Annotated in this window: 12 protein-coding genes and 1 pseudogene; 5 read left to right on the plus strand and 8 right to left on the minus strand. The window is 68.5% G+C overall.

Features of this window, described 5'->3' with window-relative positions; translation table 11 throughout:
* Positions 1-50: 50 nt before the first annotated feature.
* A complete protein-coding gene (locus tag LXN57_RS29690) occupies positions 51-719 on the plus strand; it encodes a GOLPH3/VPS74 family protein (RefSeq protein ID WP_251801505.1) in 669 nt (222 codons plus the stop codon).
* Between the two features lie 569 nt (positions 720-1,288).
* Here LXN57_RS29690 and LXN57_RS29695 read toward each other — a convergent pair.
* The 4 genes and pseudogenes from LXN57_RS29695 to LXN57_RS29710 all read right to left on the minus strand — a co-directional run bounded on the left by LXN57_RS29695 (position 1,289) and on the right by LXN57_RS29710 (position 5,763).
* Positions 1,289-1,753 carry an invasion associated locus B family protein gene (locus LXN57_RS29695; RefSeq protein WP_251801506.1) on the minus strand — a complete coding sequence of 155 codons (465 nt, stop codon included), beginning with the start codon at positions 1,751-1,753 and terminating at the stop codon, positions 1,289-1,291.
* A 310-nt stretch (positions 1,754-2,063) separates the two neighbouring features.
* Positions 2,064-3,134 (minus strand): annotated as a pseudogene (locus tag LXN57_RS29700) (IS630 family transposase); the annotation flags it as partial.
* Positions 3,135-3,178: 44 nt separating this feature from the next.
* Positions 3,179-5,323 (minus strand): (Fe-S)-binding protein, encoded by a 2,145-nt coding sequence (locus LXN57_RS29705; RefSeq protein ID WP_251801507.1) that lies wholly within the window; start codon positions 5,321-5,323, stop codon positions 3,179-3,181.
* A gap of 173 nt (positions 5,324-5,496) precedes the next feature.
* Positions 5,497-5,763, minus strand: a complete 267-nt coding sequence (locus LXN57_RS29710; protein WP_251801508.1) for a cell division protein CrgA — start codon at positions 5,761-5,763, stop codon at positions 5,497-5,499.
* A gap of 179 nt (positions 5,764-5,942) precedes the next feature.
* Here LXN57_RS29710 and LXN57_RS29715 point away from each other — a divergent pair, with 179 nt between their 5' ends.
* From LXN57_RS29715 to LXN57_RS29730, 4 genes are read left to right on the plus strand one after another with little or no spacing between them, the layout of a single operon-like run.
* Entirely contained in the window at positions 5,943-6,755 is an 813-nt protein-coding gene (locus LXN57_RS29715; protein ID WP_251801509.1) for a DUF881 domain-containing protein, read from the plus strand.
* Complete coding sequence (locus LXN57_RS29720) at positions 6,755-8,839, plus strand: class E sortase (RefSeq protein ID WP_251801510.1); 2,085 nt, start codon at positions 6,755-6,757, stop codon at positions 8,837-8,839. Before LXN57_RS29715 ends, LXN57_RS29720 begins: the two co-directional genes overlap by 1 nt.
* Positions 8,840-8,841: 2 nt before the next feature.
* Complete coding sequence (locus LXN57_RS29725; RefSeq protein ID WP_251801511.1) at positions 8,842-9,138, plus strand: hypothetical protein; 297 nt, start codon at positions 8,842-8,844, stop codon at positions 9,136-9,138.
* Between the two features lies 1 nt (position 9,139).
* Positions 9,140-9,790, plus strand: a complete 651-nt coding sequence (locus LXN57_RS29730; RefSeq protein ID WP_251801560.1) for an aminodeoxychorismate/anthranilate synthase component II — start codon at positions 9,140-9,142, stop codon at positions 9,788-9,790.
* Positions 9,791-9,840: 50 nt separating this feature from the next.
* Here the strand turns inward: LXN57_RS29730 and pknB are convergent, their stop codons facing one another.
* Genes pknB through LXN57_RS29750 form a run of 4 tightly spaced genes read right to left on the minus strand, consistent with a single transcriptional unit; the run spans position 9,841 to position 15,981 of the window.
* Positions 9,841-11,691, minus strand: coding sequence for a Stk1 family PASTA domain-containing Ser/Thr kinase (pknB, locus tag LXN57_RS29735; protein ID WP_251801512.1), 1,851 nt, complete (start codon positions 11,689-11,691; stop codon positions 9,841-9,843).
* Positions 11,688-13,028, minus strand: a complete 1,341-nt coding sequence (locus LXN57_RS29740) for a serine/threonine-protein kinase (RefSeq protein WP_251801513.1) — start codon at positions 13,026-13,028, stop codon at positions 11,688-11,690. The genes pknB and LXN57_RS29740 overlap by 4 nt, the downstream gene beginning before the upstream one ends.
* Positions 13,029-13,030: 2 nt before the next feature.
* Positions 13,031-14,527 carry a penicillin-binding transpeptidase domain-containing protein gene (locus LXN57_RS29745; RefSeq protein ID WP_251801514.1) on the minus strand — a complete coding sequence of 499 codons (1,497 nt, stop codon included), beginning with the start codon at positions 14,525-14,527 and terminating at the stop codon, positions 13,031-13,033.
* Positions 14,524-15,981, minus strand: coding sequence for an FtsW/RodA/SpoVE family cell cycle protein (locus LXN57_RS29750; RefSeq protein WP_251801561.1), 1,458 nt, complete (start codon positions 15,979-15,981; stop codon positions 14,524-14,526). Before LXN57_RS29750 ends, LXN57_RS29745 begins: the two co-directional genes overlap by 4 nt.
* Positions 15,982-16,029 lie beyond the last annotated feature (48 nt).

Below are 16,029 nucleotides of genomic sequence, written 5' to 3' on the forward strand. Positions count from 1 at the left end.
CCCACCGGAGGTGAGGATTGGCACGCCGGGAATCTGGATACCGTCAGGGCATGAACCTGGTCGAAGAGTTCACGCTGCTCGCGTACGACGACGACGGCACTCCGCTGACCGACGGCACCCACCTGGACCACGGTCTCGGCGGTGGCCTGCTGCTGGAACTGGCCCTGGCGGGCCGGGTCGACGTGGCCGACAAGAAGGTGGTCGCGCTTGACATCAACCCGACCGGTGACCCGCTGCTGGACAACGCGCTGATGCGCATCGTCGGCGACGACAAGCCACGCAAGCCCGGTTACTGGGTGTCGAAGTTCGCGCAGGACACCCGGCCCCAGGTGCTCGACCGGCTCGTGGCCGAGGGCATCCTCCGTACGGAGAAGGACAAGGTTCTCTGGGTCTTCCCCCGCACCAGGTACCCGGCCGCTCACGGCGTCGAGCCCGTGCAGGAGACCGCCGCCCGTGACCGCATGCGGCACGCCGTGCTCGGTACGGGCGAGGTCGAGCCCCGTACGGCCGCCCTGTGCGCCCTCGTCGCCGCAACCGGCCTGGACGGGAAGGTCTTCGCCGACCTCGACCGCAAGGTCGTCAAGACCCGGCTCCGCGAGATCAGCGAGGGCGCCTGGGCCGCCGAGGCCGTGAAGAAGACGATCGACGAGATCCAGGCGGCCGTGATGGTCGCGATCGTCGCCTCGACCACCGCGGCCACCGCCGGCACGCCGAACTGAGAGGAGGTAAGGGAGCTTAGGTCCGTTCTCGGGTGAGGGCGATATCCGGGCTTCTGCCCGGTCAAGATGTGTGCTGACCATGCGTTTCAGCTGCGCGCGGGCACCCTCGGCGTGTTTCGGGAGGGACTCAAGCCGAGTGCGAGGCAGCTGTCCTTGGCGTGCATCCCGCTGGGTACTCGTAGGTCTGCTCTCGGCGCGCTGACGGTAGTCAGCTATTGGTGACGAATGCCGCACGAGGCATGGTGACCCTCCTCGCGCGTGCAGGGTCACCACAACGCCAGGCGCCCTGCACGCCGCTCGTCCGCCGCCGTCATCTGCCGGTCGACCTGGCCGTAGTTTCCGTAGGCCACCGGATGTGTGAGTAGATGGCTCGCATCTTGTTTCCGCTGCTAGTCCAGCGTGAGGTACTGGTCAGCTGAACCCGCCGCTGCCGTTCGTGTGGCCATCACGGTGACGCCAGCCCAACGCCGCGCTCTGGAGGCGACCCGCTTGATGGGGTGCACGGAACTGCCGTGGTGCGCGTATGTCGTCAAGCTCCGACGACGACTGCGCGGTGAGCGTGGCAGTCGTCAGCGCGGCTCAAAGAAAATCTGGACACTACCGATCCAGTTCTCGTATGGTGCGATGCCTGCAGCCTTGAAGTACTGACCGCTGCCCGAAAGAGAGAAGTCGACGTAGCCGTTGGCCGAAGAGCAGTTGACCCAGTTGTAGAACCGGACGCGGAATCGCGTGCCGGCGGGAATCGTGCCCGCGGTGAGGATGAGACTTTCGGTGGCATCGTTCACCGAGCCGCCGGTGTGCCAAGCATGGTTGGAAAGATTGACGCAATTCTGCCCCACGGCTGCGTAGTCTCGCTGCCAGTACCCGCCGACCATGAGGTACTGGTTCAGGTTGTACAGGCAGACGCGAACGTTGGTGCCGCTGACGTCGTTGCAGTTGTTGCCAGCTCCGTTTGCTGATGCTGGCTGGGCAGCGGACAGCCCGAGGCCGACGCCGAGCATCGCCGCCAGCAGACCGGCAAGGATTCGCCTCATCCAGAACTCCTCTGATCTAAGTTAGACCCACACTAAGATCAGAACTGATATCGATCAATACCTCAGCCGCGGTTGGAGCGCACAAATCGGTAGCTCGACGACTCGGGGCGGCGGCCTATGTCGGATCTTCGCGACCAATCCTCCATTACTAGCCTCGATGATTCGCCGGTGACGGCTGCTGGTTTGCCTGGACCGCACTGATCGATTTTTGTTGATGGGTGTCGCGGTCTGGGCATGGTGGTGGGCCGTCTGACGCGGCGGTGGGCGTGGTCTCCTGGTGTTCTCCGGTCGTTGGGTCGGGGGCTGACCGATATGAGGCGAGGCGTTCGAGGATCTCGTCGGCGGTTTTGGTCCAGGTGAACGGTTGGGGGTAGGCGTTCCACTGATCGATCCAGGAGTGGATGTCTTTCTCCAGTGCTTGGATCGATCGGTGGGCGCCGCGGCGGATCTTCTGGTCGGTGAGCAGGCCGAACCAGCGCTCCACTTGGTTGAGCCAGCTGGAGTAGGTCGGGGTGAAGTGCATGTGGAAGCGGGGATGCGCGGTCAGCCATTGCCGGACGGTGGGGTGTTTGTGGGTGCCGTAGTTGTCGCAGATCAGGTGCACGTCGAGGTCGGCGGGTATTTCGTGGTCGAGTTTGGTGAGGAACTTCTTGAACTCGATCACGCGGTGCCGGCGGTGGATCGAGCCGATCACGGTGCCGGTGGCCACGTCCAGGGCGGCGAACAGGGTGGTGATGCCGTGCCGGACGTAGTCGTGGGTGCGCCGTTCGGGCATGCCCGGCATCATCGGTAAGACCGGCGCCGACCTGTCGAGGGCTTGGATCTGCGACTTCTCGTCGACCGCCAGCACCAGGGCCTTCTCCGGCGGGTCCAGGTACAGGCCGACCACGTCACGGACCTTGTCGATGAACTGCGGATCGTTGGACAGTTTGAACGTGTCGACCAGGTGCGGCTGGAGCCTGAATGCCTTCCACACCCGCCCGACCGTCGACTTCGACAACCCGGACTGCTTGGCCATCGACGCCCGCGACCAGTGCGTCGCGTTGGCCGGGGTGGCTTCCAAAGTTTTGACGATCACGTCTTCGACCTGTTCGTCGGTGATCTTCCGGGGCGCGCCGGGGCGTTGCTCGTCAGCCAGCCCGTCCAACCGGCGTTCCAGGAACCGCTTGCGCCACTTGGTCACCGTCTGCGGCCAGATCCCCAACTGCGCCGCCACGTCCTGGTTCGGGCGCAGACCCTCATCCTCCGCGCAGCCCAACACGATCCGGCACCGCACGGCGAGAGCCTGCGACGACTTCGCCCGACGCGACCACCGCACCAGCGTCGCCCGCTCCTCGTCGGTCAACACCAGCGGCGCCTTCGGGCGTCCACGACCAGCCATGCGCACCACAGTACATTAATTCATCGAATTAACGGCGCGACACTCTAGACCTCCTGCTTGAGGGAGCGCAGGAGGACCGTCGCGACGTCCACGACCTCGACGTTCTCCTGCTCGCCCTTGCCGGTGACCCCGTCGCCGATCATCGTGTAACAGAACGGGCAGCCCACCGCGATCGTCTTCGCCCCGGTGGCCAGGGCTTCCTCCGTACGCTCGACGTTGATCCGCTTGCCGATCTTCTCCTCCATCCACATGCGGGCGCCGCCGGCGCCGCAGCAGAAGGAGCGTTCCTGGTTGCGCGGCATCTCCACGAGGTTGCCGACCGATTCCCCGAGCACCTCGCGCGGGGCGTCGAACACCCGGTTGTGCCGGCCCAGGTAGCACGGGTCGTGGTAGGTCACGTCGCCCTCGACGGGCTGGACCGGTGTCAGCTTGCCTTCCTTGACCAGGTGGGCGAGCAGCTGCGTGTGGTGCACGACCTCGACCTTCAGGCCCAGCTGCTCGTACTCGTTGCCGAGCGTGTTGAAGCAGTGCGGGCAGGTCGCCACGATCTTCTTCGTCGGCCTGTCCCCGAAGGCCTCGTTCAGCGTCTCGACGTTCTGCTGGGCCAGCATCTGGAAGACGAACTCGTTGCCGATGCGCCGCGCCGGGTCACCCGTGCAGGTCTCGCCCTCGCCGAGGATCGCGTAGTTGACCCCGGCCTCGTGCAGCAGCTTGGCCACCGCGCGGGTGGTCTTCTTGGCCCTGTCCTCGAACGCGCCGGCGCAGCCGACCCAGAACAGGTAGTCGAAGTCCTCCGTCTCGCCGACCCGCGGCACCTCGAAGTCCAGACCCTTGGTCCAGTCCTCGCGGGTGTTCTGCGGCGCGCCCCACGGGTTGCCCTTGTTCTCGAGGTTGCGCAGCATAACGCCGGCTTCGGACGGGAACGACGACTCGATCAGCACCTGGTAGCGGCGCATGTCGACGATGTGGTCGATGTGCTCGATGTCGACCGGGCACTGCTCGACGCAGGCGCCGCAGGTGGTGCACGACCACAGCACGTCCGGGTCGATCACGCCCTGCTCCTCGGCCGTGCCGATCAGCGGGCGGTTCCCCTCGGCCAGCGCGAGCACGTCCATGTGGGCCAGCTGGGCCTCGGTGGCCTTCTCCTCGCCGGTCAGATCCTTGCCGCCGCCACCCAGAAGATAAGGCGCTTTCGCGTACGCATGATCACGCAACGACAGGACCAGGAGTTTCGGAGAGAGCGGCTTGGCCGTGTTCCACGCCGGGCACTGCGACTGGCACCGCCCGCACTCCGTGCAGGTCGAGAAGTCGAGCAGCCCCTTCCAGGTGAACTGCTCCACCTGGGCGACGCCGAACTGGTCCTTCTCGGGGTCGGCCTCCTCGAAGTCGAGGGGCTTGCCCTGGCTCATCATCGGCCGCAGCGCACCCAGCCCGGAACCGGCCGGCTTCTCGGGCGCCCGCTTGAAGAAGATGTTGAAGAACGCGAGGAAGCGGTGCCAAGCCACGCCCATGGTCGGGTTGAGCGCGATGGTGATCAGCCAGCCCATCGAGATGAACAGCTTGACCAGCGCCACCCAGGTCGGCCCGTCCTCGGCCGCGGGCAACAGGCTGCCGACGCCGTGCGACAGCGGGGTCGCCCAGCCCGGGTACTCGAACGTGTCGTTGGCGACCTTGAACCCGCGGATCAGGAACCCGCAGGCCAGCACGCCCAGGATCACGGCCTCGACGAAGTACGCCTGCCACATCGTGGAGCCGAGGAACCGGCTGCGCTTCTGCCGGATGTTCCGCTGGCGCACCAGGATCAGGTAGACGATGCCGATCAGGCCGAGAATGCCGATCCACTCGGTGACGAACCCGTAGACGACCCAGTGGCCGATGATCGGCAGCCCGCCCTCGGGGTCGACGACCTCGAAGTACGCCTCCACGACCAGCAGGAACAGGATCATGAAGGAGACCATCACGAGCCAGTGGGCGGCGCCGATCGCGCTCCACTTCAGCATGCGAGTGTGGCCGAGCGTCTCGACCAGCATGGTTTTCGTACGCGCTGGCTTGTTGTCGAACCGGGCCGGGTCCGGTTGACCTTGACGGATCACCGCCGTGATGGTCAGCACCGCCCGCACGGCGAGCACGACGGCCACGACGGTGATGGCGCCGGCCAGAACGGTGGCAACTATCTGCGCGATGCCCATCTGCGTTGTGTCTCCTCGCCTCGGCTGTCCGCCGCGCCCATGTTACCCACGAGTAATAGACGGCCGCACGCCAAGGGTCAAGGGAGGCGCCGAAGCGCACCCCGGCCGGCGGCACGAGGTGCGCTTCAAACGGACAAAAGCCACCCTACCTGCGTAAACGCTGGTAAAAGCGGCTAACGCCAGCGCGACAAGATGCCGAGCGACGCCACCATGCACCCGAAGCCGATCGCCAGGTTCCAGTACCGCAGCGACTCGACGGGGTACTGCTGGGACGACAGGTAGTACACGACCAGCCAGGCGATGCCGATCACGATCAGCGAGACCGCACTGATCGGCAGCCACATCGGGCTGGGTTTCTTCGACGCCGCTGCTGCTGCCGCCGGACGGATGTCCGTCGGCGGCGTGTAGACCTTCTTCTTGCGAACCTGGGACTTCGGCACGGTGGACTCCTGAAGGGCAACAAGTGGTGAACAACCCCACCGCTGAGCGGCTTCGGCGACCCCGAATGCTGCCCGTGGCGATTAATGTTCGACAGCTAGCGTAGTCAAGTCGGTGGGAACACCGGCACCCGCCGGGCTAGGAAAAATGTCCGGTGCGATTTTCGGGGGGAGTCGAGGACGTGGAATACACCACCGGCACGCCCTCGTGGCGGCTCGTTCTGCGCCGCGCGTGGACGGGATTGCGGCCGGGCCGGCCGGCTCGCACCATGCGGGGCTGGACGATCGTCACACCCCTGATCTTCCTGGCTGCGGGCCTGCTCTTCACGACCTCGGCCACCACCGCGGACGGCACCACACTGCGCGACGACCGCCGCCCCCAGCTCGCCCAGCTGATCGCCGACAAGCGCGTACGCCTCGACAACCGCGAGCAGACCGCGGCCGGACTCCGCTCCGCCGTCGATCAGGACACGGCCCGCCTGGCCGAGGTCGACGGCCCGGTCAAGCAGGCCCGCGATGGCGCCGACAAGCTTCGGGCGCCCGCCGGCTTCACCGCGCTCCAGGGCCCCGGCCTCACCGTGACACTCGACGACTCCTCACGCCGAACCAATGATTTTGTGGCCGCCAACGCTCCCGACAATGACGATCTTGTCGTCCACCAGGGTGATGTTCAGGCAGTGGTGAACGCTCTCTGGGCTGGTGGGGCCGAGGCAATGTCGATCATGGATGTCCGCGTGATCTCCACCAGCGCTGTACGCTGTGTCGGCAACACGCTGCTCCTACACGGCCAGGTCTTCTCGCCACCGTTCCGGATCACGGCGATCGGCGAACCCACAGAGATGCATCGCGCGTTGGAGTCCGCGGACGGAGTCCGGCAATTCAAGGATGCGGTCGCCGACTTCGGCCTGGGTTATCAGGAAACCGTCGAGAGGAACGTGACAGTGCGGGCGTACGACGGGTCGAGCGACCTCCGGTCCGCGCGGGTCACCGGCTGATGGCCGCTCCGGACCAGCCGCCGGCCGGGCCCGGGTCGGGACGGCACCGCGCCCCCGACACCGAGGCCCAGACCGCCTACATCCCGCGGATCACCGACGCGTCGCCCGACGGCGTGCCCGGCGGACCGCTCGCCCCTCCGATCGGCCTCGGCGGACAGCCGTCCCGGGCCGAGCAAAGCGCGCCGGCCGCGATCCCGGTCGACCTCGGCGTACAGCAGGCCCGGCCCGAGCAGAGCGCCCCACCCACGCCCCCGATCGGCCTCGGCGCACAGCCGGCCCCGCTTGAGCAGAGCGCGCCACCCACGTTGCCGCCACCCGCCCCCTCGGCGGCCGAGACGGCCGTTCTGCGCACCGACGAAGAGGTGCAGCAGCGGATCGTCCGGGGCGCAGCCGCGGGCGGCGCGGTCCCGCGGGCCGCGCACTCCGAGCCCCGCCAGCCCGAGCGCAACGAGTTCGACTTCTTCGCCGCGGCCGAGGAACCGGCCGCCCAGCCGCCCGCGGCTCAGCCGCAGCGCTACAACACCGCCTACTCGGCTGCGCAGGCGCCCGCAGCCGGCCCGCAGACGCCCTCAGGCGGCCCACCGGCCCCGAACCGGTCGTTCGGCGGCCCGCCCCAGGGCGGGTCGGGCTTCGACGCCCCGGTCTCGCCCAGCCCGTCTCAGGGCTTCGGCGCCCCGGTCTCCCCAAGCCCATCTCAGGGCTTCGGCGCCCCGGTCTCCGCCAGCCCGGCTGCGGGCTTCGACGGCCCGGTGCCGCCCGGTTCCCCTCTGGGCTTCGGTGCCGCGGTCCCGTCCGGCCCGCCTCAGGGCTTCCGGCCCGCGGTGCCGCCCGCCACCGCTGGACACAATTCGGGCGGCTACCCCACGGGGCCGCACGGGTACGGCGCCGAGCAGGGCCGCCCGAGTGTTCCGGTCAACCCCGGCGTCCCGATCAATTCCGGTCAACCCGGCCACCCCTCGGCCGACGGCCCCTCGGACCCGCGCCTCGCCCGAGCGCCCCAGGACGCGCACCTCGCAGGCACGCCGCAAGACCCACGCCTCGCGGGAACGCCGCAAGACCCGCGGGAGACGGCTGTCATCCGTACGTCCGACGCCCCCACCGGCCTGCTGCCGGCGATGAAGCGTTCCGACGAGCACCCACCCCCCATCCAGGCCCCCACCGCGCTCCTCTCCGCGGTCCCCGGCCTCGCCGCCCAGTCCGCGAAGGCGAAAGCCGAGCCCGACGCCGCCCTCGGCGCCGCCTCGGTGTCCCCCGCGGCCCCGGGCTCCCTGAGGCCCCCCGCAGCGGAGGAGCCCGTGCCGGAGCAGCCGAAACGCGGCGAGAAGGTCGTCAAACTGCGACCCGAGCAGACCGGCGAGGGCTACAAGAGCGTCTACTCCGAGATGACCCGGCCCACCGTCGGCTCCCGCATCCGCGGCGCGATCCGCGTCTCCGGCGAGCTGATGATCACCTTCGGTCTGATCGTGCTGCTCTTCGCCGGCTACGAGGTGTTCGGCAACTCGGCCAAGGTGCAGGACGAGCAGAACGCGCTCAGCACCGAACTCGACGAGGTGTGGAACGACCCGACCGTCGGCCCGACCCCATCGGCGGCCACGAAGGCGCCCGTGGCGCCCGGCAGCAACCTGGTCGGCCGTCTCTACATCCCCAAGCTCGACAAGGAGTGGGTGGTTGTCGACGGCGTGCAGCCCGACGACATCCGCTACGCGCCCGGCCACTACCCCGACTCCGCCAAGCCGGGTCAGGTCGGCAACTTCTCGGTGGCCGGCCACCGGATCAAGAAGATCTTCTGGCGGCTCGACGAGCTCAAGTCGGGCGACGTGATCGGCGTGGAGACCCGTTCCAACTGGTACGTCTACCGCGTCTACACGAGCCAGGTCGTCAAGCCCAGCGCGGTCGAGGTCGTCGCCCCCGTGCCCGGCAGGCCCAAGGCCAAGCCGACGAAGTCGCTGCTCACACTGACCACCTGCAACCCGAAGTACAACAACTACGAGCGCCTCATCGTGCACGCCGAGCTGGTCTCGACCACCAAGCGTGACCAGAAGCTGCCCAACGCCGGCATGCCGGCCGAAGTGAAGGGGGCCTGAGCATGTACGCCTGGATCTGGCGCAAGCTCCCGTTCGGCTTCTGGGGCAAGCTCACCGGCTCGCTGGGGTTGCTGGCGGCCACCACCGCCCTGCTCTGGTACGTGGTCTTCCCCTGGGCCACTCCGCTGCTGCCGTTCGACGACGTGCAGGTCGGCACGGGCACCGAGCAGCAGGGCCCGGCCGGCAACGACTCGGATGTGACCGTTCCCGGCGACCCCGACCACGAGGCGCCCGAGGACATCCCGTACAGCACCGAGTCGAACCAGCCCCACCCCTCAGAAGGCCTTCCCGGTGAGTGACATGCGCATCCTGGTCATCGACAACTACGACTCGTTCGTCTTCAACCTGGTGCAGTATCTGGGCCAGCTCGGCGCCGAGTGCGAGGTGCGGCGCAACGACGAGATCGAGGTGTCCGACGTCGGCACGTTCGGCGCCGCGGGCATCCTGCTCTCGCCCGGCCCGGGCACGCCGGAGCGCGCCGGCATCATGATGGACGTCATCCGGGCGTACGCCGGGAAGGTGCCGATGTTCGGCGTCTGCCTCGGTCATCAGGCGATCGGCGCCGCGTTTGGGGCCACCGTGACCCGCGCCCCCGAGTTGCTGCACGGCAAGACCTCCGAGGTGCACCACGACGGCACCGGTGTGCTGGCCGGGCTGCCCGAGCCGTTCACCGCCACCCGCTACCACTCGCTGGCGGTCCTGCCCGAGACCCTGCCGGCCGAGATCGAGGTGACCGGGCGGACGGAATCGGGCGTGGTGATGGCGATGCGCCACCGCGAGCTGCCGATCGAGGGCGTGCAGTTCCACCCCGAGTCGGTGCTCACCGAGGGCGGCCACACCATGCTGGCCAACTGGCTCGCCTCGTGCGGCCTGCCCGAGGCGCTCGAGAAGGCGCCCCCGCTGGCCGCCGAGGTCGAGACCCGTCGCCGGGCTGCCTTCGCCACCACCTAGATCACAAAAAAAACGGCCCGCCTTCACGGCGGGCCGTTTCTCGTTTCCGCTCAGATGCCGGCGTCGTCCCGCCGGACCGCGTTGATCGAGTTGCCGATCAGGCCGTTCGCACCCGTGCCGCCGCCGTTGCCCGGCGATTCCGTATCAGTGGGATCGGTGGGTTCGGTGCCGGGGTCATCAGGCTCGGCGATGACCGACAGCGTCACCACGTCGCCCTTCTCGGCCGTCGTGTTCGCCTTGGGGGTCTGCTCGACCACCGTCCCCGGCACGCCATTCGGGTCCTGGACCTCGACCGGATTGACATTGAACTGGCCGGCGTTTTCGAGGATGCCCTGCGCGGTGGCCAGGTTCTTGCCGACCACGTCGGGCACCTTGACCAGGCGGCCGTTCGACACCTCGATCGTGATCGTGCTGCCGGGGTCGACCTCGCGGCCGGCACTCTCGACCTTGGTGACGATGCCGACGGGCTTGAGGCTGTCGACCTCTTTCGGGTCGACCTTGAAGCCCAGGCCGCGGAGGTTGGACTGGGCGCTCTCCTTGGTCGAGCCGACCAGGTTGGGCACCTCGACCTTCTCCGGCTTCTGGCAGAGCTGGTAGCTGACGGACTCGGTCGCGCCGACTGTTTGGCCCTTGCCCGGGTCCTGCTTGACGACAGTGCCGTCGCAGTCCGACCGGAACTCCGGCTCGTCCGGCGAGTAGTTGGTGATGCCCGCCGCCTGCAGAGCCTTCAGCGCCTCAGCGTTCGTCATGCCCACCAGATCGGGCATGTCGTGGGTCACCGGGGCCGAGCTCGGAGTCTCGCTGCCGGCGGTGTTGTTGTTGTCGTTGCCGCGTTCCTGCATGAGCGCGACGCCGAGCACCACGACGACCAGCACACCGAGGGCGGCCAGGCCTGCCCACACCCACGAGGACGACCGCCGTTCCGGCTGCCGCGGCGGGCCGCCGACGGGTCGCTGCATGGTCGTCGCGGACTGCGGCTGCCACTGCCGCTGCGTCGCCGCCCCCTGCATCGCCATGGTCTCGGCCTGCGACATCACCGGCTCGGCCAGCACGGGCCGGCCGGCGACCGCCCGCAGCGCGTCGGCCCGCATCTCCTGCGCGCTCTGGTAGCGGTTGACCGGGTTCTTGGCGAGCGCCTTGAGCACGATGGCGTCGACGTCGGCCGGAACACCGGGAACGATGTCGCTGGGCGCCTTGGGCTCTTCCCGTACGTGCTGGTAGGCGACGCTGACCGGGCTGTCGCCGACGAACGGCGGGTTGCCGACCAGCAGCTCGAAGAGCACACAACCGGCGGCGTACACATCGGAGCGGGCGTCGACCGACTCGCCGCGGGCCTGCTCGGGTGACAGGTATTGCGCCGTGCCGATGACCGCGCTGGTCTGCGTCATGGTGGTGGCGCCGCTGGCCAGGGCCCGGGCGATGCCGAAGTCCATGACCTTGACCTGGCCGTTCTGCGTGATCATCACGTTGCCGGGCTTGATGTCCCGGTGGATGATCCCGTGCCGGTGGCTGAACTCCAGGGCGGCGCAGATGTCGGCGATGTATTCGAGGGCCTGGCGGGTCGGGAGCCGCTGTTCCTGGGCGAGCACCTCTTTGAGGGTTTGCCCGTTCACGAACTCCATCACGATGAACGGCTGCTTCTCGCCGGTCGACGAGATCTCCTCGCCGGTGTCGTAGACGGCGACGATCGCGGGGTGGTTGAGGGCGGCGGAGTTCTGCGCCTCGCGGCGGAAACGCTCCTGGAACGTGGCGTCACGGGCCAGGTCGGTCCGCAACATCTTGATCGCTACGTCACGGCCGAGCCGGAGGTCGCGTCCGCGGTGCACCTCGGCCATGCCGCCGTAGCCCAGGAGCTCGCCGACCTGATACCTGCCACCGAGCAGGCGGGCCTGCGCCGTCATAGCGTCTGTCGTCCTTCGTTAGCTCTTGTCCAGCCGGGGTTCGCGCCCGCCTGAGTGGTTAGACGGTTCGACGCCACCGATGGATCCCCACCGGTCACGCCCGTGTGGACGACGGTCACGCCGGCCGGCGTGCCGCTCGCGTTCTGGCCCTGCTTGTAGAGGAACGAGATCACCCCGGCACACAGCAGGACCAGCAGCGCCAGCACAACAGCCAGCACGATCAGGACCTGCCGCCCGCCCGAACTCTGCGGTTTGGCGGCCGGCGTCGCCGGTGATTGATACGGCTGACGGTAGGCCTGCGGTTGAACGGGTTTGTGAACGGGCTGCGCGGCGGGCGGCCCGGAAGGCACGGAAGCGGCGCCGCGCGCGCCCGAGACGGGACGCGGAACCGGAGGATACGGGGGACGACCAGGTGCCGGCGAGCCGGGCGTGGGCGCGCCGCTCGACGGGTAACCGGTCGGTGGACTGGGCGGGCCGGACGCGCGGACGGTCTGACCGGCCGGCTGCGATGCCGTGTTGGCCAACGACGCGGCGGCCTGCCGGGCGATGGAAGCCAGCGCCGAGGCTGAGGGCCAGCGGGCGTTCGGGTCCTTGGCCAGAGCGCGGTCGACGATCACGCGCACCGGGGGCGGGATGTCGCCGGGCAGCGGGCGCGGCGTCTCACGCACGTGCTTCATGGCGATTTCCATCGGGGTGGCGCCGTCGAACGGCCGGTGGCCGGAAAGGCACTGGTAGGCGACCACGCCGAGGGCGTACACATCGGAGGCGGGCGTCGCGACCGCGCCCGAGGCCTGCTCGGGCGAGATGTAGGACGCCGTGCCGAGCACCGAGCCGGCCACGGTGAGCTGACCCACCAGGGCCGAGCGGGCGATGCCGAAGTCGGTCAGCACCAGCGTGCCGTTGGGGCGGACCAGCAGGTTGCCGGGCTTCACGTCGCGGTGCACGATGCCGTTCGCGTGCGCGGCCTGCAACGCGTCGGCGGCTTGGGCGATCAGCGCCATCGTGCGGGCCGGGGTCAGCCGGCCGACCCGGCTCAGCGTGCGGGACAGCGCGTCGCCCTCGACGTACTCCATGACCAGGAACGCGAGTTGCTGGTCGCTGCCGTAGTCGTAGACGTCGACGACCCCGGGGTGGTTGATCGTGGCCATGGTGCGGGCCTCGCCCCGGAACCGCTCGGCGAAGCCGGGCTCGTCGAGCAGCGCGGGCAGCAGGATCTTGACAGCGACCGTCCGGCCCAGCACCTCGTCGGTGCCGCGCCAGACATCGCCCATCCCACCGCCGGCGATCCGCTCGTCGAGCCGGTACCGGCCGCCGAGGGTCACCCCAGGGCTGATCATGCTCAGTCCCCTCCCTGACCCGCCGCGGCCTTCATGATGAGCCCGGCGATGCGGGCAGCCTCGGCGCTCGCGTGGCCACCGGGCACGTTCTCCAGCATGACGCAGACCGCGGAAACCGCCTCACCCTTGTCGTTGTAGGCGAAGCCGATGAACCAGCCGTGCGGGTCGGCGCCCTCGGCGTTCTGCGCGGTGCCGGTCTTGCCGCCGACCTCCATGCCGGAGATGCGGGCGCGGCGGCCGGTGCCGTTCTCGACGACGCTGACCATCATGTCCTTGAGGTCACCGGCGACCTCGCCGTTGATCGGCGTGCGCAGCGTCTTCGGGTCGGCGGTGTAGATCGTCCGAAGATCCGGGCTGGTGAGCTTCTGTACCAGGTAGGGGCGCATCTGCTTGCCACCGTTGGCGACCGTGGCGGCGATCAGCGCGCCCTGGATCGGGGTCATCCGCACGTCGCGCTGACCGAGCGACGACTGGGCCAGAGCGCCCTTGTCGACGCTGCCGTCGGGGTTCGCGATCTTGCCGGTGTCGCTCATCGCGACCGGCAGCCCGTTGCCCTCGAGGTTGCCGACCGTCAGCTGATCGTCTTCGAAGCCGAACGCCTTGGCCGCGGCGAGCACCTTGTCGCGGCCGAGCGTCACGCCGAGCCGGGCGAAGCCGGTGTTGCAGCTCGTGGTCAGCGCGTCCTTCAGATCAATCTGGCTACCAGGGCAAACTTCGTCCTCGGAGTTGCGGATGACCGCACCGCTCTCGCGGTACTCACGCCCCGCCTCGATCTCGGTCTCGGTTGTATAACCGTTTTGGAGAGCCGCGGCCGAGACGATCACCTTGAAGACCGAACCGGGCGGCTTGGTCTCGGCCGTCGAGCGGTTCAACAGGGGCTGATCGGGGTCCTTGTTGAGCTTGCTGTACGCCGCCGCCGCCGCCTTCTCGTCGTGCGTGACCAGCGTGTTCGGGTCGAAGCTGGGCATCGAGACCATGGCCTGCACGGCGCCCGTACGCGGGTCGATCGCGATCGCCGCGCCCTTGTCGACCCCGCGCTCGTTGTCGACAAGCTCCTTCCAGGCCTTCTCCTGCGCCTTGGTGTTGATCGTCAGCAGCACGTTGCCGCCACCGGTGTTGTTCCCGGTGAACATGTCCTTGACCCGGTCGGCGAAGAGCTTGTCGCTCTCACCGGAGAGGAAGTCGTTCTCGGCGTTCTCGATGCCGGTCGCGGCCAGGCCGACGGGCCGGTAACCGAGGACCGGGGCGTAGACCTCTTTGCGGGGGTAGACGCGCAGGTACTTCAGCGCGTCGTCGGTGACCTTGTTGGTCGCCACCCCGGTGCCACCGGCCTCGATGATGCCGCGGGGCCGCTCGTACTGCGCGACCACCACCCGGCGGTTGTAGTCGTTGGTGCGGTAGTCGTCCGCCTTGTAAGCCTGAACCCAGTTGAGATTCGCGAAGAGCAGGGCGAACAGGACGAGGATGACCACGCCGGCCCGTCGAAGGGGTGCGTTCACGGCTTGATCACCTCCGTCATGGCGCCGTGCAGTTGGGTTGGTGCCTTCTTCGGTCCGCCGGACCGGTCGCTGCCGCCACCGCTGGCCGCCGGGCCGCGCGCCGCGTTCGAGATCCGCAGCAGCATGGCGATCAGCAGCCAGTTGGCCATCAGCGACGATCCGCCGGACGACAGGAACGGCGTCGTCTGGCCGGTCAGCGGAATCAGGCCGGTGATGCCACCCAGGATGACGAAGATCTGCAAACCCAGGGTGAACGACAGACCGCCCGCCACGAGTTTGCCGAACGAGTCGCGCACCGCCAGCGCCGAGCGCAGACCCCGCTCGACGATCAGCAGATAGAGCACCAGCAGGGCGGACAGGCCGAAGAGGCCGATCTCCTCACCCATGCCGGCGAAGATGAAGTCGTTCTGCACCTCGGGCACGAACCGCGGCGAGCCGGCACCGGGCCCCGTGCCGAACAAGCCACCCGTGCCGAGCGAGAGCAGGCCCTGTACCAGCTGATAACTGCCGCCGAGCCGCTCGTAGTTCTCGTTGTCGAACGGGTTGAGCCAGACCTCGGCCCGGTCGTAGAAGTTGGCGAACGGGCCGCCGACCGACGCGCCCAGCAGGTAGGCCACGTAGACGCCGCCGAAGAACAGCAGCAGACCGATGATCAGCCAGCTGGCCCGTTCGGTGGCGACATAGAGCGTCACGATGAACAGGCCGAAGTACAGCAGCGCGGTGCCGAGGTCTTTCTCGAAGACCAGCACCAGGAGGCTGAGCAGCCAGACCGTGACGACCGGGCCGAGGTCGCGGCCGCGCGGCAGGTCGATGCCGAGGACCCGGCGACTGGCCAGCGACAGCACCTCGCGCTTGCGGACCAGGTAGTACGCGAAGAACGAGACCAACGCGATCTTGGCGAACTCGCCGGGCTGGATCGAGAACGACCCGATCCGGATCCACAGCTTGGCCCCGTTGACCTCGGAGATGCTGCCCGGCAGCACCGCCGGAATCATGACGAGCACGATGCCGGTCAGGCCCAGCGTGTACGCGTACCGGGAGACGATCTTGTGATCCCGGACGACCAGCAGCAGGATCGCCGCCAGGATCAGCGAGATCAGCGTCCACGCCAGCTGGCGGCCCCCGATACCGGCGAAGATGCCGGGCACGGGCAGCTTGTCGCTGAGCGCGTCACCGATGTCCAGCCGGCGCAGGAAGCCCACGCCCAGCCCGTTGATCAGCGCGACGGCCGGGATGATCACCGGATCCGCGTACGGGGCGGTGTAGCGCACCACCACGTGCAGACCGAGGAACAGGATGCTCAGCAGCGCGGCCGGCACCCAGAACGTCGGAGTGATCTCACCGATCCGGCTCGCCTCGACGGTGGCGCCGTACGCCGCCACCAGCACCATGGCGAACGCGAGTAGACCCAGCTCGGCATTGCGCTGGGTCTTCATTCCCGGGATACGCGCCATCTCGCCCGTGGAGGCGGGCGAGGAGGCGGGCACGGCGGGCGCGGTCAA

Source organism: Paractinoplanes hotanensis (assembly GCF_023717965.1).
GTDB classification, from domain to species: domain Bacteria; phylum Actinomycetota; class Actinomycetes; order Mycobacteriales; family Micromonosporaceae; genus Actinoplanes; species Actinoplanes polyasparticus.